The 18,980-nt window shown below is 41.0% G+C and carries 16 protein-coding genes and 1 tRNA gene (1 of these 17 cut by a window edge); 10 read left to right on the top strand and 7 right to left on the bottom strand.

Annotated features, from left to right (window positions below):
* Positions 1-201 precede the first annotated feature (201 nt).
* The 7 genes from bfr (GSF13_RS01800) (at position 202) to GSF13_RS01770 (ending at position 9,252) form a co-directional block, all read left to right on the top strand.
* Entirely contained in the window at positions 202-672 is a 471-nt protein-coding gene (gene bfr / locus GSF13_RS01800; RefSeq protein WP_010374801.1) for a bacterioferritin, read from the top strand.
* 3 nt (positions 673-675) lie between these two features.
* Entirely contained in the window at positions 676-1,158 is a 483-nt protein-coding gene (bfr, locus tag GSF13_RS01795) for a bacterioferritin (protein WP_102058600.1), read from the top strand.
* A gap of 152 nt (positions 1,159-1,310) precedes the next feature.
* Positions 1,311-2,540, top strand: a complete 1,230-nt coding sequence (locus GSF13_RS01790) for an ABC transporter substrate-binding protein (protein WP_211865805.1) — start codon at positions 1,311-1,313, stop codon at positions 2,538-2,540.
* Positions 2,537-5,848, top strand: coding sequence for a response regulator (locus tag GSF13_RS01785; protein WP_174170721.1), 3,312 nt, complete (start codon positions 2,537-2,539; stop codon positions 5,846-5,848). The genes GSF13_RS01790 and GSF13_RS01785 overlap by 4 nt, the downstream gene beginning before the upstream one ends.
* Before the next feature lie 78 nt (positions 5,849-5,926).
* Positions 5,927-8,080 carry an exonuclease domain-containing protein gene (locus GSF13_RS01780; protein WP_211865803.1) on the top strand — a complete coding sequence of 718 codons (2,154 nt, stop codon included), beginning with the start codon at positions 5,927-5,929 and terminating at the stop codon, positions 8,078-8,080.
* 54 nt (positions 8,081-8,134) lie between these two features.
* Complete coding sequence (locus GSF13_RS01775) at positions 8,135-8,461, top strand: DUF1294 domain-containing protein (RefSeq protein ID WP_249122664.1); 327 nt, start codon at positions 8,135-8,137, stop codon at positions 8,459-8,461.
* A gap of 278 nt (positions 8,462-8,739) precedes the next feature.
* On the top strand, positions 8,740-9,252 hold the full coding sequence (locus GSF13_RS01770) for an Mpo1-like protein (RefSeq protein WP_174170723.1): 513 nt from the start codon (positions 8,740-8,742) through the stop codon (positions 9,250-9,252).
* Positions 9,253-9,300: 48 nt separating this feature from the next.
* Here the strand turns inward: GSF13_RS01770 and GSF13_RS01765 are convergent, their stop codons facing one another.
* Entirely contained in the window at positions 9,301-10,257 is a 957-nt protein-coding gene (locus tag GSF13_RS01765; protein WP_010374789.1) for an FHA domain-containing protein, read from the bottom strand.
* Positions 10,258-10,848: 591 nt separating this feature from the next.
* On the opposite strand from GSF13_RS01765, the gene GSF13_RS01760 reads away from it, so the two are divergent.
* Positions 10,849-11,436, top strand: coding sequence for a CBS domain-containing protein (locus tag GSF13_RS01760; protein WP_010607539.1), 588 nt, complete (start codon positions 10,849-10,851; stop codon positions 11,434-11,436).
* Between the two features lie 130 nt (positions 11,437-11,566).
* Here the strand turns inward: GSF13_RS01760 and GSF13_RS01755 are convergent, their stop codons facing one another.
* Positions 11,567-12,484, bottom strand: coding sequence for a M14 family metallocarboxypeptidase (locus tag GSF13_RS01755; protein WP_010607540.1), 918 nt, complete (start codon positions 12,482-12,484; stop codon positions 11,567-11,569).
* Positions 12,485-12,575: 91 nt separating this feature from the next.
* Entirely contained in the window at positions 12,576-12,983 is a 408-nt protein-coding gene (locus tag GSF13_RS01750) for a hypothetical protein (RefSeq protein WP_010607541.1), read from the bottom strand.
* A gap of 426 nt (positions 12,984-13,409) precedes the next feature.
* Here GSF13_RS01750 and GSF13_RS01745 point away from each other — a divergent pair, with 426 nt between their 5' ends.
* Positions 13,410-13,802, top strand: a complete 393-nt coding sequence (locus tag GSF13_RS01745; protein WP_010607543.1) for a hypothetical protein — start codon at positions 13,410-13,412, stop codon at positions 13,800-13,802.
* 130 nt (positions 13,803-13,932) lie between these two features.
* Here the strand turns inward: GSF13_RS01745 and GSF13_RS01740 are convergent, their stop codons facing one another.
* A complete protein-coding gene (locus GSF13_RS01740; protein ID WP_249122663.1) occupies positions 13,933-15,477 on the bottom strand; it encodes a PAS domain-containing methyl-accepting chemotaxis protein in 1,545 nt (514 codons plus the stop codon).
* Positions 15,478-15,835: 358 nt separating this feature from the next.
* On the opposite strand from GSF13_RS01740, the gene GSF13_RS01735 reads away from it, so the two are divergent.
* Entirely contained in the window at positions 15,836-16,546 is a 711-nt protein-coding gene (locus GSF13_RS01735; RefSeq protein WP_211865940.1) for a MauE/DoxX family redox-associated membrane protein, read from the top strand.
* Positions 16,547-16,601: 55 nt separating this feature from the next.
* Here the strand turns inward: GSF13_RS01735 and GSF13_RS01730 are convergent, their stop codons facing one another.
* The 3 genes from GSF13_RS01730 to GSF13_RS01720 all read right to left on the bottom strand — a co-directional run.
* Positions 16,602-17,369 (bottom strand): DNA/RNA non-specific endonuclease, encoded by a 768-nt coding sequence (locus GSF13_RS01730; RefSeq protein WP_010607546.1) that lies wholly within the window; start codon positions 17,367-17,369, stop codon positions 16,602-16,604.
* Between the two features lie 685 nt (positions 17,370-18,054).
* A tRNA-Pro gene (locus GSF13_RS01725) sits at positions 18,055-18,131 on the bottom strand.
* 163 nt (positions 18,132-18,294) lie between these two features.
* On the bottom strand, positions 18,295-18,980 hold the end of the coding sequence (locus tag GSF13_RS01720) for a sodium:alanine symporter family protein (RefSeq protein ID WP_010607547.1). 733 nt of this gene lie beyond the right edge of the window; the window shows 686 of its 1,419 coding nt (coding positions 734-1,419); the start codon falls outside the window, past its right edge — the gene reads right to left on this strand; the stop codon is at positions 18,295-18,297.

The following is an 18,980-nucleotide window of genomic DNA, read 5'->3' as shown; positions in this document are numbered from 1 at the left end:
GTTTCTTATTCTGAGTTTTGATTGAATACAAGCCGTTCAAAAAATGAAACCCTAAATGTAATGAAAATTGTTATTAATACTCTTATAAGTTGTTTATTTTAAAAGGGTATATTAAGAAAACTGTTATTTTTATTTAATCTTGCGAAGAATAAATATTGAACTAGGGTTATAGGGCGTCACTCGACATTAATAGGGGGCCCTATGCAGGGTAATAAGCAAGTCATAACAGCGCTAAACCAAGTGCTTACGCTAGAGCTAACATCGATAAACCAGTTCTTTCTACACGCAAGAATGTACAAAAATTGGGGGCTTGAAGAGCTAAACGAGAAAGCGTATAAAAAATCAATCAAGGACATGAAGCAAGCAGATGACCTTATCGAGCGCATATTATTCCTTGAAGGGTTACCAAACCTTCAGCATTTAGAAAAGCTACGAATAGGTGAGCATACCGAAGAAATGATGGCGTGCGACTTAGCATTTCAACTCGATCAGCTTCCGACATTGCGCGATGCAATTGCGCTGTGTGAACACGAACAGGATTATGTTAGTCGAGAGCTACTAGAAGATATTCTTGAATATGAAGAGGGCTATGTGGATTGGCTCGAAACGCAGCATTTCTTAATCAAAAATACCGGCATTGAAAACTATCTGCAATCGCAGATTGAGGGGTAAGTTATGCAAGGCCATTCTACCGTTATCGACTTACTCAACAAACAACTTACGCTTGAGCTTTCTTCGATGGATCAATATTTGGCGCATGCCAAAATGTATGAAGATTGGGGACTGGAGAAGCTACACCATAAGTTATCTCACGAATACGAAGAAGAGCTCGATCACGCTAAGCGGATCACGGAGCGCATTTTGTTTTTGGAAGGCACGCCAGATACCGCTTCTCGTGCGCCGATCCACGTCGGTACTGACGTGAAAGAAATGCTAGAAAATGATTTGGCTGCGGAAATTCTGGTAAAAGACCATTTGAAAAAGGTGATAGCAGTGTGTGAGCAAGCGCAAGATTATGTTACCCGTGAAATGCTCGAAACCCTGTTAGATGACACCGAAATGGATCACATTTATTGGCTTGAACAGCATATCAATTTAATCAAACTAATTGGTTTACCAAACTACATTCAGAGCCAACTTGCTAATAGCCCTGAATGATCCCAACCACCGCACCTACCTTTGGGTGCGGTTTCTTTGTCTGCCATGCATTGTCTTGGTGATTTATAACGAGCAAGGTATTCGCTATAAAATTAAGCAATCACAATGATTTGAACTAAAGTTTAGTTATGTGTTGGGTGATTAGTAATACGATGAGAATATTATTACTGTTTTTCTGCCTCCTGAGCTCGGTTTGTCTCGCCGCAAACTCCAAGCAAGTGTTTCGTATTTATCATGACGCTGATTATTCTAATTTAAATGAGTCAGCCGAAGCGATAAAAATGGGCTTTTTAACCGCATTCGATGAAGTAGATAATCAAATCCAAGGTTATAAGATTGAATTGGTGGCCAAAGACCATCGTGGTAATAGTAATCGTAGCTTGCTTCACTTTAAGCAATTTTTAAAAGACCCGAATGCCTTACTCGTGCTTGGTGGTGTTCATTCTCCTCCTTATATTAAATTTCGTAAATTCATCAATGAGGGGGAAGCGCTGCTGTTAGTTCCTTGGGCCGCTGGTGGGCCAATTACAAGATACCCGAGTAAGGATAATTGGATTTTTAGGCTTTCTGTAGATGACACCAAAGCGGGTAAAGTACTCATCAATTATGCAAAGCAACAAGGCTGTGTTGCACCTCATTTACTCCTTGAGGATACCGCATGGGGGCGCTCCAATTACGACACATTGCTAGCGGAATATAAAACGGCCAAGCCTAACAACGCGTTGCCCGTATCTTGGTTTAACTGGGCGACACAAGAAAATGAGGCTCGGATCATGATCCATAATATTATTGAAAGTGAGCCGCAATGTATCATTTTTGTTGGCAATGCGATTGAGGGCGCAGAGTTCGTAAAAGCCATGGCGAGTATTGACGAGGCGCAGCGCCTGCCCATTATTAGTCATTGGGGGGTAACTGCGGGTAACTTTTTTAAAGTGGTTGGGGATAAGTTATCTGCTGACGTCTCATTGGCGGTCCTACAAAGCTGTTTTTCTTTTGAGAATAAACCATTAAGTATGTTTTCGGCACGAGTATTTAATCGTGCAAAACAGCTTTTCCCAACCCGGTTTGCAACGCATGGATTTGTTCAAGCAGCTCCCGGATTTATCCATGGCTATGACATTGCCAAGCTTCTTATTGCAGCAGCGGAGCAGATAAAACTGACAGATTCAGTCGCGACCAACAGAGTCTTATTAAAAAGCGCATTTGAGGATTTGCAATCGCCGATCAGCGGCCTCATAAAAACGTATCAACGGCCTTTTAGTGTCTGGAGTGATAAAAATGATTCAGCCCATGAAGCGCTAACCGTGCAAGACTTGTGTATGGGGCAATACCAGTCTAATGGCAGTATTAAACTAGTTTATAGTTACCCGGGGTCGCATTGAAAACTAAATTCACCTTAACGAGTAATCGCGCTTTTTACACCTTTTTAGGGTTAACGGCTATTGTTTCACTTCTGCTCAGTGCACTTTTTGTTGGGCTGAGATCAAATGTCATTGTCGAAGACTTAGTGAGAGAAACGAATGAAACCCAAGCTCAACTCGCAGTTAACAACTTAACTCAGTATCTTGAGAGCCGTAAGCAGATCCTCTCTGATCTTTCTCTACATCCTATTATCGTAAATGGTGCGATGGGTACAGGGCTCTCCGCTGCTAAGTTACGAGACTTTATGCGCAGTTTTCAAATTATAGGTAGAGAAGAAAAGTTAATGGTGATCAATGTATTGGGCGATGTTGTTTACGCAAACTTTGATTCTCATGAAGTGTTAGACCAAAAACCAAAGTGGCTCGATAAAGTGATCAATGCAGAGTTGGTCAGTGCGATAGATCTCACTCAGGTTGGCAACCTGCACTATTTCACAATAGCAGTACCGATTTACTATAACGGCTTTGCTGAGGGAGCACTTATTGGCGAATTTTCTACGAGTTTAGAGAGTCTGCTTAGCTCCTCATCATCCACATCTTTTCATAGCATTGGTTTAAAAGGCAGGTGGATTAACTTTTCTAACACCCAAAAAGTTGAAACTTACTTTAGTGTAAGCAGTCTCGATGTTGGCTCCACCGATTTAGTATTAGACTATCGAGTAGAGAAAAGTCAGGTCACTGACGAAGTGAAAATATTTGTGTGGGATCTTATTGGTGCTATTGCTTTTGGGCTATTCCTATCATTTGGCTTGCTCTATTTGTTTGGTAAGCAACTTCTGTTAAATCCATTCAAAAAACTAGAAGAATCGAGGACAACACTCAAACGCAGTGAAGAGCGATTTAAACTTGCAATATTTGGTAGCGATGATGGCCTTTGGGACTGGGATCTTGAGCGGAATGCGGTGTTTTATTCAGATAGATTTAAATCTTTACTAGGCTTTTCGCAAGAGACACAAGCTTTATTCTCTGCGCATATTTCTAGTTTATTTGACCGAGTCCACCCTGCAGATCTCCCCAATTTAGAAAACTCAATTAAGTTTCATATGACGGAAGAAGAGCCTTTTGGTGTCGAGTGTAGAATAAAAACGAGGCAAAACAGCTATCGCTATTTTTGGCTAAAAGGTGCCGCGGCGCTTAAAGATGGACAAGCGAAGCGGATAGTTGGCTCACTTTCAGATATTACCGATCAAAAGCTTCATCAAGAAGCGCTGAAAAAGGCCAAGGAACAAAATGATTTACTCGCTCAAGCAATAGAGTGCGCAAATGTCGGCATAACGATTGTTGACGCGACTAAGCCTGAATTGCCAATCGTATTTGCGAATAAAACATTTCAACAAATCACCGAATATGGTGATGAAGTACTGGGTAAAAATTGTCGCTTTTTGCAAGGTGAACATACCCAGCAGCAAGCGTTAGAGGAAATCAGGGAAGCAATAATAGCTCACGAATTCGTCAAAGTTGAATTGATCAATTACACCAAATCTGGAAAGGCATTTTGGAATAGTTTACAGATCTCTCCGGTGTTCAACGAACAAAATCAATTAACGGCATTCGTTGGCATCCAACAGGATATTACCGCTGCGGTTGAAGCGAAAAAAGAGCTAGAACAAGCGAAGCAAGCGGCGGAGCAGGGCGCGCAAGCTAAAAGCGAGTTTTTGGCGTCAATGAGCCATGAGATCCGCACGCCAATGAATGGTGTAATAGGCATGTTAAGTCTGCTAGAAGATGAGCACCTTACTCAAACTCAACTACATAAAGTGAGTCTAGCAATGGGGAGTGCCAAGTCGTTATTAAATCTCATCAACGATATTTTAGATTTTTCTAAAATTGAGGCGGGTAAGCTTGAACTTGAGTCACTAGATTTCGATGTTAGGGCATTACTTGGCGAATTGATTGAATCCGTTGCGTTGCAAGCACAGAAAAAGGGACTTGAACTTATTCTAGATGTAACCCAACTTGAAAAGCCATTGGTGCAGGGGGACCCGAGCCGTATTCGACAAATAATCACCAACCTAATTAGTAATGCAATCAAGTTTACCGAGCAAGGCGAGATCATCATCCGAGCTTGGTTCAGTGAGGTAGGCAATAAACTGAGATTTCATTGCTCAGTTGAAGATACCGGCATAGGGATACCAGAGGACAAAGCAGATAGGCTTTTTGCTAAATTCTCTCAAGTTGATGCCTCTACGACTAGAAAGTATGGAGGGACTGGACTGGGGCTTGCCATTGTCAGACAACTCTGTGAATTAATGGATGGCGATATCGCCGTTAGTAGTCGGTTTGGACATGGTAGCCAATTTGAATTTTTCGTGACTTTGATCCATGGCGATAATACTCAATTCGAAGCTGCAAAAATTGATTTACAAGGGATAAAAATACTCCTAGTTGACGATAACCTCTCAGCCTTGACGAGTTTGGAATCTCAATTGAGGCACTGGGGGGCGGATGTGTATAAAGCCAGCTCTGGAATACAAGCACTCTCGCTGTGTGAAGCTGAATACCAACGTGATAAAAATGTGTTTGATATCGCCTTACTGGATATGACGCTTAGAGGCATGTCGGGTGAGCAGCTCGGCGCTGCACTAAAAAATGATAAGCGATTCAAAGCGATAAAACTTATCATGATGACGCAAATGGGTACTAAGGGGGATGGCCAGTTTTACGCGGAGCGTGGCTATTCAGGCTATTTTCCAAAGCCCGTGACAACCAAAGACCTTTTTGATGCGTTAACCATTTTAGCTGAAGATGGCAAGGCGCTGGCGAATGCGAAACCACTGGTTACGAGTCACTATCTGAAACTGGTAAGAAAGGCGAACGAAACCGAATTTACGTGGCCAAAACCTTGTCGTATTCTACTGGTTGAGGATAATAAGGTGAACCAAGTTGTCGCATTAAGTATGCTCAAAAAATTGGGGATAACCCATATTGAAGTTGCCGAAAACGGACTGCTTGCCATTGAACTGCTCAAGTCACATCAAGATGAATGTCAATTTGAGCTAATCTTAATGGATTGTCAGATGCCTGAAATGGATGGCTATCGGACTACCGAGTTAATCCGAGACGGAGCCGCAGGTGAGAGTTATCAGGGAGTAAAAATATTAGCCATGACAGCCAATGCAATGTCCGGTGATAGAGAGAAGTGTTTAAATGCAGGCATGAACGATTACCTCACGAAGCCCATTTCGGAAGAGCCATTGAGCGAGAAACTACAATATTGGCTATACAAAAGCGAATATGCTTCCACAGACGATACAGAAGAAACGACTTAAGGGGGTAACTGAAGCAAATTGGCAATATTTCCTATCTATGATAATCTTTACTGTATATAAAAACAGTTTTCTGAATTTGTGTTGAGAAAAGAATTACCCGCCAAATATTACTTAAGCCACTTTAGTGAGCTTAGCGATTATTTACTTAAAGTATGTCAACCGCTATTAAGTAGTGCTCAGCGTGAGCTGCTGGCTGAGCTACACCGCTTGCCTGAAGATGAATTGTGTTTGTTAGTGCGGTTTATTTCCCGCAAAACTCCTTTTCTGGATATCAATTCACTGCGCTACGAAGAGATCAATAATATTTGTGAAGTCGCGTTTTCATTAAAAGCAAAGGGATTACTTCGTCAGGTACAACAAGACGACTTTCAAGCGCTGCTGCATTGCTTAACTAAACCATGTTTAATTGAACTTGCCGAGCGAGAGAATTTAACTACACTGCCAAGTAAATCGGCAAAAAAATCGCTATGGGTAGCGCATATCAATCAATCTGTCTGCGTTGAACATCTAAATGCACAAGAATACCTATCCCAGTATCTCACACTCTCATTTCAAGCCGATATCGACTACTTTCTATTTTTGTACTTTGGCAAGGTAGGCTTTAGCTTAGCGCAATTTTCGATGCGAGATCTTGGTGTAATGAATACCAGGAGCGCTGACGCCGCTTACCATGCACATTTTGAGCAAAAAGCAGAAGCCGTGAGCGCGTTTTATTATGCAAATGCACTCAGTGAGCTCAAAAATGCCCCTGAAGATGAATTAGTGTGGCGTGCTAGACAGGCCGCAGCGCAACAATTGCCAAAGGTTGATGGGCAATATGCAGTGGCTGCACATGCAAATTACCTGTTAACGCTTGCCAGAAAGTTAGGTCCTGAATTTTCCCATTTTAAAACCTTACTAGGTATGACTGAGCACCCTCAAGCTTGTGAGATGTTGATACGACATAATTATAAACAAGGTGAAGTTGAGCTGGTGCGAGAGCAATTAGAGCGCATTTTGCAGGGGGAAAGCGATGAAACATTGATGATCTTTGCGGAAGACTTTTATCAGCGTAAATTTAACCAAAAACGCACTTCTGTACTTACGGATATGCTAAGAAAAAGTCAACCAGCGATCCAAATTGATGAAGCTTTTAAGGGACAAACAGAAGCTGGCGTCATTGCTTATTATAAACGGCATGGCATCGAGGCCTATCATGTTGAAAATGAAATTTGGCTGGCCTTATTTGGATTGACCTTTTGGCAAGAACTCTTTTATCACCCAAAAAGTATCGTTGCTAATGGGTTTTCTAGAACTCCGCTGGCGTTAAAAGAAAATCGCTTTTACAACGAATTTGAGGAGGAGATTGAATGTCGCTTAGCGAGTTTTACAGATACTTCTGCTTGGATGAACTGGCTTCTACGCCAGATGAGCGAACATTACGGAGAAGCTAATCGGTTGTTTAATTGGCATGATAAGATGCTCGACTCAATAAAAATATTATTGTCTTACTTGGCAATTGAGGATGTCAAATCTGTTTTAAGGCTAATGTGTAGTGATTTTCATCTGATGAAATCTGGTTTTCCCGACCTGATGATAGTCGACGAAAAAGCGGGCTTAAGGTTTGAAGAAATCAAGGCACCAGGTGATAGTCTTAGCCGAAGTCAGCTAGTTAACATTTCTAAACTCTTGCAATGCAATATTCCCACGCGACTGCAAACCGTTGAATGGCATATTTGCAAAGAGCAACCTTATGTCGTTGTCGATATTGAAACCACCGGTGGCAACAAGGAGTTTGATCGCATCACCGAGGTAGCCATGGTAAAAGTCGTTAACGGCGAGGTCGTTGCTAAATGGCAATCACTTGTTAATCCGATGCGTCGTATCCCACAAAAAATCACTGAACTGACAGGGATCACTCAGGCAATGGTGAGTGATGCTCCAAGTTTTTTTGAAATTTTGGAGCAAGTTGAGCTGTTTAGCCAAGGTGCTATTTTTGTCGCGCATAATGTGAACTTTGATTATGGCTTTATTCGGCAGGAGTTTGCTCGAGTCGGCCGAGAGTTTACTCGTGCGAAGTTATGTACTGTGCAGTTAGGCCGAAAGTTTGTGCCGGGCCTGCGCTCATATGCGCTAGGGGCATTTTGCCAAGCGATGAATGTACCTTTGGTTAATCATCACCGGGCGATGGATGATGCTTATGCTACAGCTGAAATTTTCATTCAAATCAACACAATAAGACAGGAAAAGTAGCATGTCAGCGGTTCGTTTAATGCATCAGCAGATGGGCCTATTTTGGGGGCTGGCGTGTGGTTAGGGGCGCTTTGCGTATCTAAGCTACCTTGGCAAGCGATTATTTCTGCAGCGGTGTTGTTGGTTATCAATGTATTTATATTTGCGCTTTTTTGGTGGGATAAGCGCGCTTCAACACTTGCTCAATCGCGCATTCCTGAGCGTAATTTACTACTGTGTGGGTTACTTGGGCTCAATATTGTCACACCAGTGGCAATGTATATGCTCAGGCATAAAACCATCAAACCTAGCTTTAATTTTAAGCTGTTGATGGTGCTCATAATGCAGACTATTGTATTCGGTATGCTGTTTATTTGGTTATTTAACCTGAGGTTTGGATAAGGAATGTTCCAACTCATTGTTGCTAAAGTACAACTTAGTTTTTTCCTTGTCTAGCCAGCAAGTTTTAGGGAAAACAAGGCGAATTTACGCACCAATAGCTGGCTATTGGAAGTGAATTCAACGCAGTTAGCGCTAAAACTTGCTGCTAGAAAGGCATTAATTATCCGCAGCTCAGGTTATTTATATAAGCCCTAATACGCTAATAGAATTTTTTATTGATAAATTTTCTTTATTGACTAATTATCAGTAGGATAATTGGTATCAATGAGAGAACAATAATGAATAAACTAGAGACGTTATTAAGTCAGTATGCCATGTATCATCGCAGCAAAAGAAACATTCTGACTCACTTTTTTGGGATCCCGTTAATTGTCATTGCTGTTGTGGGTATGACTTTTATTCCGCTATTCAGTGTATCGGGAGTAGCCATTACCCTTGCCGCACTGATAGGGGTCGTTTTATGTGGCTATTACCTGATGCTATCCCCCATTTTTGGGCTCATGATGAGCGCCATCATACTGGCTTTTTATTTTCTTGTTCAAACGTTGAATCCGCTCATCGTTAATGCAGGAATAATGACGGTATTGTTTTGGGCTGGTGTTTTCTTTGTAGGTTGGGTGTTACAGTTTATAGGGCATTATTTTGAGGGAAAAAAGCCTGCGTTTGTCGATGATTTGATTGGTTTAGCAATTGGACCACTGTTTGTACTTGTAGAGCTTTTATTCGTATTGGGGCTATGTAAAGAGCTCGAAAGCAAAATAGTGAATAATGCTGGAGAGTATAAGGCATAGGTAAATAGTTGGGCAGAAATGCTATTTCTGCCCAACTAACAATATCGCTTAAGTTGTCATGCGAGTTTCTAATTTAGAGCCTTTTATTATCGTGATATCTTGGCAATTCAATCTTACTCGACCACAGCGAGTTTCTAATAAAAAGGTTGCTTCTGGGTAATCTTCGCCACCAGAATCGACAAATTGCTTGCGTGCGCGGTGAACCATAATGTTCATATGGTTTGTTTGTACACCGAGTGCTTTTGCTAAGTCATCGCGGTAAACCCAACCTTGAACATCCGATTCAAGGCCAGCATCTTTATCTTGGATCCGAGTTCTGGCAAGCAGCAACAGTAAGTAGTGATGACTTCTGACGCCTAAATCTAGGTGTTTATCGTCAACACTTAGTGTTAATTGGGTATCTTCTTCGTCTTGACTTACATTGAACTCTAGCGCCATTGGCTTGGCAGCTTTTTGGCATTCAAGGTGCTTAGTTACAGCGATTGTCGTGGCAGAAAAAAACATCCATTGGTCGTTCATCAGCGATACAATGCTGCCATCTATTAAGGCTTGTCGATCTGAAGTATTGAGATCTTCTAAAAACCAATAGTTGAGCAATTTATCATAGTAAATGATGTGTTTAGGATCATCTTCACTAGGTAGTAGAAGTTGATTCGTTACTTCTACTACTTTTTGGTTGTTTGACTGAGAAACTAGATATTGACACTCGGTTTGCAAGTTCGCCGCCACAAACGAGTTTTGACCAGGTGCTGCAAAATCAATCTTATCATTTTCGAATAGCTGATACGGCAGGTTCTTGTCGAGCTTTTTATCGTTTATCCAGATGCCGTTTGTACTCACATCTCTGATAAACCATTTGTTTTCATTGAGTTCGATAATGGCGTGATGTCGCGATACTCCCGGCTTGTCTATCAAGGTATCTACACTATATTTATAGCGGCCTACCGTATGATAGCTTTTAAGATAGACTCGTTCGAGTTTCTGTTCGTCGATTAAATAAGCCATAGTTAGTTCCGTATAACTTTGATGAAAATTACATGCTTATACAAAATAGATATCACAATTCAGCAAGGCGTAAATTTCATCTATATCAATGTATAAGTGCCGTGAAGCATACAATTTTATTTCCTTCTACTCAATGATAAAGACCCACGAGGTGGGTCTCGTTGAGGGAAGAATTCACCAGTACTTATCGTACCGGCTTGGTCTAATTTGGAATTACAGTTTTTCTAGTTTGACGCGGAATTCCAATGCCTAAACCAATTGTTTGATATTAGGGTGATAAATCCTAGCAAACATCTTCAGTCTAATTCGTTTGCTTAAATTTAGCTATTACACGGCATTACACTGAGATTACAGGAGTTTTAGACTGCATTGACTTGAATATATTCACTGAATAAACCATATTTTAATTAGAGAGGGGTGAGGTTAGCTCTCATGTGTTCGAGTTTTCGTAATCTCTCTTACTTTTCCAGTTACCTAAAATAATTTCTTACTGCCTTTGCACTGGTTGTTCTTTTTATTTTTAGCTGTGGATTGTTCACAGCAACATAAAAACCAGACTTTCGAAGAGCTTTATAGAAGCAGGAGTATAAAATGGGCCAATACAAAGCGTTAAAAACCGTTAAGTTGGAAGGGGTATTTCAGCTTTGTGATCACTTCGATTCAGAACCTTTAAATATGGACAGTAGTGCGATTAAGGTGGTGACTGACTTTACTCGCAGGCAGCCTCAGGTGATAGCAAAAGACGTCGATATTGATCATGCTTTATACATGATGAAAAATGGCCATGTGCGCTCAAAGCTCGTTGTCGACGAAGATGATAATTTCTTGGGAGTGGTAAACTGTCGCGACCTTACGGGTAGAAAGGTCTTAAGTGTTGCCCAGCGAAAGCAGGTGTCGAGAGAAGATGTGTGCGTTGAAGATGTGATGGTGAGTAAAGAAGAGCTCTACGCTGTTCCCTATGAAATGGTTGCTAAAAGTACAATAGGAGATGTGCTTGAAACCTTACAAAGTTTAGGATTGCAGCACGTTTTATTGGTTGGTTCGGAAGGGCTCAGAGGTATGATCTCAGCTAGTGACATCGCAAGAGCATTGCATATTCCAGTGAGTATTTTGCAAAAACCGACTTCATTCAAAGAAATCTTTGGGGTTGTTAGCGGTAAGGAAGACTTAGCGAATTAGGTTTTATTATAACAGGTCGTGTTGTTTTCACCGGAAAAGTTTAGCGCTTAACAATATGACAACTTGGTAGATCCTGTTCATTCTCCTAGCTCCTAGGTGTGGTTTTTAACAAACCACACCTTCTGAAACCTTATAGGCTTTCGCTTTGTAGGTATTTAATGGCCCCTCTAATTGCTGCCACTTGACCCGCGATACAGTTTTCTGGTGTTGCGTTTTGACCATCAGGGTAAACTTCTGTTGTTGTTACAAAAGCGGCATTTGTCATACCCATACATAAACCTAGCGCAGTACCGTCATAATTAATCACACCGTGCTGTTCTAAATCAACACCGATTAACTGCCCATGGTCATCTGCATCAGCAATCTGTGTTACCGCAGCTACTTCTTCGATAATACGTTTTTGAAATTTAGCTTCCGGTTTTTGTGTATGTCCGACTAAATAGAAACCGTCAGGAATGTTCCAATTATGATTCTCTTTACCATCTCTTGCTGCCAATGCTGGGCGGAATTCTGAGTTGTCGGAATCTGTGGTTTCGTGTAAATCAACATGACACAGAATATCCGCTGCTTTCTTATTGACAAAGTCTATTGCTGATCGAGACTCAGGCGCTGGACTATCCGCATAAAAAGAGCGATTAGGGTCAACGGCTTCTGGGTTCCAGCGGTTTATCGTTTCATAGCCCCAAGGACTCAAGCAAGGCAAGATAATGAAATTATAAGCCTGTTCATATTGTTGTGCTTCTGATTTGGCAAAAGCAAGAGCACCATGTACACCGCTTGTTTCGTAGCCATGCACGCCACCGGTAACCAGTATGGTCGGTTTGTTTTGCTGCCAGTTTTTTGTTGTTAATGCATATAGAGAATAAGTTTGGTTGGGGTAGTCAAGCTGACCATACTCGGTGACGTCAAAAGTGTGCTTGAGCGCTTCTATTTGAGTTACGACTTCTTCAGAATATGAGCGTTTTATCGATTGGTTTTCTAACCACAATGTTTTTTCTTTTGAAGTCCAAGGTACGCCGAGCGTACCTATAGCATATTGTCTTTGCATAATAACCTCGTTATAAGTTTAGGTTATCTTACTCAATGCCTCGTTTTGAAAGCAACTTTATGAGACTTACTACACGCGAATAAGGATAGAATTAAATGTACCCGAGTAGTTTAAGGCTATGTTGTTGCGCAAGATTGGGTTTGAAAGACCAGATCCTTAGTTCTCCGGTTGTAAGATAAAGTTTGGTGTAACTAAACCATAGTAATCCTTCTACGGAAATTTTTTCCACTTCTTCTGCTGGAATATAGTGCTTTTGACCTAACAAGCTGTGATAAACCACACCTTGATTGCAGATGATTACTCGGCTTTGACCACTGAATATTGCCCATAGCCCTGTAGCAATATAAAACATGATTGCCGCAGATAGCGTTAATTGGACAAACGAAATCATGCTAATTCTTTCAGACACTATTAAAGTATCTAAGATAAGCAAGCTAAGCGCGATAATAGAAAGGGAAATGAAAAATGATAAGTTCATTCCTAATTTTAACTCTTTCATTGTTGTTCCTATTTTTCTTTGATTGATTTTGAGAGTGTGCAAATTATTTCAACAAAATGAATCAATTGTGGAGGTCTAGAACTTTTCTTACTAATTCAAACTTTAAGATTGATGCTTTTTGGGGAGGCTGGTTCTTTATTCGTATGTGTTGGTGCTTGTGACCAGCATACGTAACCCATTTTAGCGATACAGACCGTAATGTTGAAGGAGTTTGGATGCTTCTTATATTGTGAAAAATAAAATGTAATAAGTTGGACCCGATAGTCCTTTTGACCTTTAACAAGCTTTGGAATGAGGTGTAAATGAACTTGCACTTTTTTAATATGACAAATGGAAAAAGTTAGCATATGTTTAAACATTAGCGTTTTTTGTTCCGTCTTGAAATATCTGTGATCTTAATTTGCAGAAAAGGGTTAAGGAAGAATTATGAAATTTGAACAGCTATTAAACCACTTTGATACTGGTGTTTGCGTCGATCAGATGCAAAAAGAAGCTCTAATTGATATCGCACTATTGTTTATTGGTGTTGACGGTGTCATCAGCGAAAGTGAAAAGCATGTTGTGCGAAAGTGGGCAAAAAGCCTACATTGGAACTCTGCAATCGCATTAGACGATTATATTGAAGACAGCCTGTCAAAGTCTGTTGTTGCGATAAAAAATAATGATATTGAAGCTTATGTGCAACACCGCATGAATAACATTATTGATGAACCGATGCGTAAACTTGCGAAAGATCTAGCCGTGCGTGTTATTGAAGCTGATGGCAATGTGAAACAGGCAGAAAAGGAGGCACTCGCCATTCTTGAGGCGGAACTATAACATTGTTTTATTTGCGAACTAAGTGGACCTAATTTGTCTAGTAAAATGCTTAGGTCCACTGATATTTAAGAGTAGTTACTGATTAGGCTTTAATGTACGCATACATTAAGTCCTGTTTCACTTTGATTTCTCATGTTTGAGAAAATTGCTGTATTAGGCGCGTTTGCTGCTCGATTTGAGTCAGCAATTCTTGACTTAAAATAAAAGATTTCTCGCCGTGCTCCGTGCCTTTCTCTGCGAGCGTAGTCACGCTGTCAACGTTTATGCTTATCTGTTTTACCACACAACTTTGTTGTTCAATGGCGGCGGCAACACTGCGATTTAAGTCGGCTAGATGCATCACATGGTTTTGAATGGTATCAAGGCTTGAACCGTTATTTTTTGCAAGATCAACACTTTGATTTGATAAGCTATTACTTTTTTGCACTGACTCTACAGCGGAGCTGGAAATATCATTTAGCTCTTTAAGTAATTGCGTGATTTCTTCTGTGGAAGTTTGTGTGCGTTGTGCAAGTGTGCGAACTTCATCTGCTACAACTGAGAATCCTCGCCCATGTTCGCCCGCTCGGGCGGCTTCGATTGCGGCATTTAACGCAAGCAAGTTGGTTTGATCGGCAATAGAGTTGATAACACTAAGGATATTTTGAATTCGATCATTACCGGAGACTAAGCGGTTCACGGCATTGTTCACTTCCATTAAATGCTCATCAAGGTAGTGAATCGAGTCGATGACATCCTTTACTGCGGCTTTACCACGCCCAGCCTGTTGTTCTGAGTTATTAGCCGCATCAGCAGCGTGGTTTACGTTTTCTGAGAGTTCGTCAATCGTTTGTGAAAATTCGTCCATGCAAACGACCATTTCTTTTGCCTCGCTTGTTTGCTGCTTTAGTAGTTCAGCAACAAATTGGCCGCTTTGTGTAGTAAGTTTTGCATTTTCACTTACTCGAACGGACACGTCGTTTACTCTGCCCACCACCGCAGAAATTTTTGCCTTCTGCATTTCAAATGCTAGTGTAATATCAGCAACCCGATCGCGAGATTGACCGTATATCACAGACATTAAATCATTATCAAAAATCGCTTTGGCTTGTGTGAGCAAAGCTTTATATTTAGAGCGAAAACGTGCGGTTAACGCAATTGTGATGAATAGTAGAGTCAAAGGTAGCAGCGTAAACCAATGGTTGTTTAATAGCGATGCTAGAGGCAAAGTTATCGCGATGAAAAGCAATAACATAAATGAGAGGCGAGTGCTGTCATAGCGACTCGTTTTTTGTTGGCTATCAAGAGTGCGATAAGCATTTTCTGCGCGTTTAATTACCTCGGGAGAAGGACAAGTTCTTACAGATTGGTATTCAACTATGTTGCCTCGCTCGTCTTTAATGGGAGTGACAAAAGCGTTTACCCAATAGTAATCCCCATTTTTTGTTGAGTTTTTAACAGGTCCCATCCAAGATTGGCCATTTTGAATGGTAGACCACATATTTCTAAAAGCCGCTTTTGGCATATCCTGATTACGAACTAAGTTGTGGGGCTGACCAAGCATTTCTTCAATGCTAAAGCCTGATATGTCACAAAAAGATTGATTTGCGTATGTAATTCGACTGTCCAGATCCGTTGTTGAAAGCAATACACTGTGCTTGCCTAACTTTATTTCCCTACCCATTATTTTTGACATTTGTTTTTTATCTCGGTAGCTAAAGACAAGGCGAAATATAAATCTAAGACTTTATAGTCAGAAGGTTTTTTTACCCGAATTGCGCTTTAATAACGTGTTTTCTGACCAAGATCAGGTTTATCTTTGGTTACCTCATTCGAGGTTAATTTGATTGTGATGCATCAATAAATTCAACCAGCTTTCATGTTATTGAGTGTAATTAAAGGTGGTATGGAATTCGCTTTAGTTACAATCATTAAGCTGAAATTGCGCTAATGTCGGCAGATTTTTCTTAGCTGATTTACTCGGTCGGTAATTTCTACTTATGTTTGTAATAAAATAGGGGGAGCCACCAGTGAAAAATGCGACACTTTACCGAATGCATACCTCATCGCACATTTGCCCTTTTGGTCTCAGAGCTAAGGATTTGCTTTCACGAGAGGGTTTTTATGTAGACGACAGAGTGCTCAAGTCAAGGGAACAGACGGATGAATTTAAAGCCACTCATAACGTTGACACTACACCACAAATATTTATTAACGATGAACGTATTGGTGGCTATGAGGCGCTGCGTCGATATCTAGGTAAGCCGTCACATAAGGAAAAGAAAAACGTATACTGGCCAGTACTTTCGATATTTTTAGTCGCGCTGCTGGTCACATTCGCGATACAATTTCCTGTCAATAGTCTTGTGGAATGGGTAATGCCCTTTATTGGGTTTTCCATGCTGTTACTCGCGGTACAAAAGATACGCGATGTTCATAGCTTTACAAACTCCTTTATCACTTACGATTTGTTAGCGATGCGTCACCTAAAATACGCGTATGCTTACCCCTACTTAGAGTTATATGCCGGCGTTTGCATGCTAACAACTTTGCCAGCCATTTATTATGCACCAGTGGCAATATTCATAGGGTTTATAGGCGCAATCTCAGTGTTTAAGGCCGTATATATTGATAAAAGAGTGCTCAAATGTGCATGTGTTGGTGATGACACTGATGTGCCTTTAGGTTTTATATCATTAACCGAAAATGTGATTATGTTTGGTGCAGGGTGGCTTATGTTGCTCAGCTATTTTAAGCTAACCTAAAGTTCGAATAAGACCTGCTAGGCACTAAAGGGCTACCAACTGGTAGCCGTCACAACTAGCAACCTAGTGGTGCGCTAAGACCGCCGACTCGACCCTCAATGTCGGTGGCTTTATAGCTTGGCAGGCTAGGTAGGATATTCAGGCCTGCTCTTTGTTCTACTTCGTCAATGGTTACTTCTGTTTTGCAGTAATCAAGGTATCTTCCAGAAGTTTGCTCCATGATAAAAGCAGAAGCCTTCACATTTGAGCCAGCTATTGTGACGACGACCTTAAAATAGCCTGACGGAATAGTGTGAGATTCATCAGCACCAGGCAAGGTAGCAAAGTAATATTCATACAAGGGACCCGTGAACACATAGGCATTTTCGCCCGTTCGCACTAAACTTCTCACTGCATTCTCTAATTTAACCCATGGACCCTGATTAAGGTTTGATGATTGTGGGGTAATGTTCGAGAGATAGTTAGTATCGCTCCAATTGGATGTATTGGAAAACGACGCCAAAGGCACTTGATGACCTCTATCTGTATGGATAGTTGCCCACGCATCGCTGTAGTCACTTGGCTCTAGCGTGTATCTACTTGCAATTTTAGGGTCTGATTTCCAAGTTCTAGAACGGCTTGGTCCGTCAATTGTGCTTGGTGTGACTTTGTATGCTACCCAGTCCGCAAACTTTGTTGCGCGATTATTGCTAAGCACATATATAGGTCGCTCAACGATATCATTACTTGATGGTGTGCCAGTTGGGCAACCGTAGTTGCTACATATGTTGGTGTTTGCATTTGCAGTCGCACTGACTGCAAGCATGAGTATTGCGAATTTCATTTTAATCTCCGTGCTTAATTGAAAGTCACGCAATACTAGGTTGGTTATTTGTCAGTATTATTACCTTGATGTAAATATATTGTGTTTTTTGATTGCTGCTGTTAGTTGAAAACTACTGTGAAAGAACCGATTTATAAGGCGTTATAGCTATAAATTATGTTAAGAATCCCTCATTTTCATTTTACTAATTAACTGGAAAATAGAGGTTAGGAGCAGAGCCTACATAATGGAATAGGCACAAATAATCCAAGCCTGAGTAATGCATGCCTTTTGGTCTTGTCACGTAGAGTACTGGAAGTAGAAACTACACTGTTTGAAGTTTAAAGTGAGAGGTTGTGTCGGGAGAAAGCATTTAATAGCCGACATCAGCGATATGTTTTGGTGTTCTTATTTCGGCAAATCAATCTATTCAAGCTGAATTAGCCATCAGAGTTATTCGTTTTTGAAGGCTTTGCCTCTGGCGGGAAATTTTTCTTACATTGTTTTAAGGCGCTGACATTGAAAGGAGTCGCTAGCGATGCTCATTGAGGTGAGCTTCTAGTACGTCAAAGAAAACAAAGTTCATAAGTCTAAACAGGAATAACGAACGAAAATCGGAAAAGTTATATTACGAAGATACTAATACAGCGTATTTTACGAACGGAAATGAATGAAGTTAACTATATTGAATAGAGTGTAGAAAAGCTGGTCGGCATAGCAGGATTTGAACCTGCGACCCCTGACACCCCATGACAGTGCGCTACCAAGCTGCGCTATATGCCGACTTATGCTTTACTATACGGATTTTTTTTTGAAAGGCAATAAGTGATTGGTTTGTTTGGACATTAAATGAACTCAAGGGCGTATTTTTGTGTTCTTCTTCATTAAAATTGGGTTTTATAAGAAGAAGGCGCACTAAATATAAGCATTAGTGCGCTGTATTGGTCTATTTAGTCCAAATGCCTTTTGGTAGTGTTTTTTCTACTTCAGGGTTGGTACTAGGATCAAACTCTGGGGTTACGCCTGCTTTAAGCTGCTTTTTATAATCGTTGGCAAGCCATAGCACGACTTTGCGAAGCATAAAGAGTGCAACCACGTTTACTACAGCCATTAAGCCCATTGAAATATCAGCGAGTGTCCAAACCAGTCCAAGTTCGCTTACCGCACCAAACATTACCATACCTAATACACAAGCTCTAAATACCATCATGCCTTTCTTTGAATGGTGATCTAAAAACAGTAGGTTGGTTTCTGCATAACTATAGTTGGCAACAATGGAAGTAAAAGCAAAAAATAGAATAGCCACTGCAACGAAAATTGCGCCCCATTCTCCTACATGATGAACCAATGCAGATTGTGTTAATTCAATGCCAGTTAAACCTGAGTTTGGCTCGAGCTGACCAGATAAAAGAATAAGCGACGCGGTCGCGGTACAGATCACTATGGTATCTACAAATACACCTAGCATTTGTACATAACCCTGTGATGCTGGATGGTTTGGATTTGGTGTTGCACTAGCAGCAGCGTTTGCAGCGCTACCCATACCCGCTTCATTTGAGAATAAGCCGCGCTTGATCCCTTGAAGCATCGCTTGCATTACGGCGTAGCCAATAGCACCAGCACCCGCTTGTT

It is taken from the genome of Pseudoalteromonas sp. M8, from assembly GCF_018141365.1.
Classification (GTDB): domain Bacteria; phylum Pseudomonadota; class Gammaproteobacteria; order Enterobacterales; family Alteromonadaceae; genus Pseudoalteromonas.
This window is presented reverse-complemented; position numbering and strand designations above follow the sequence as displayed.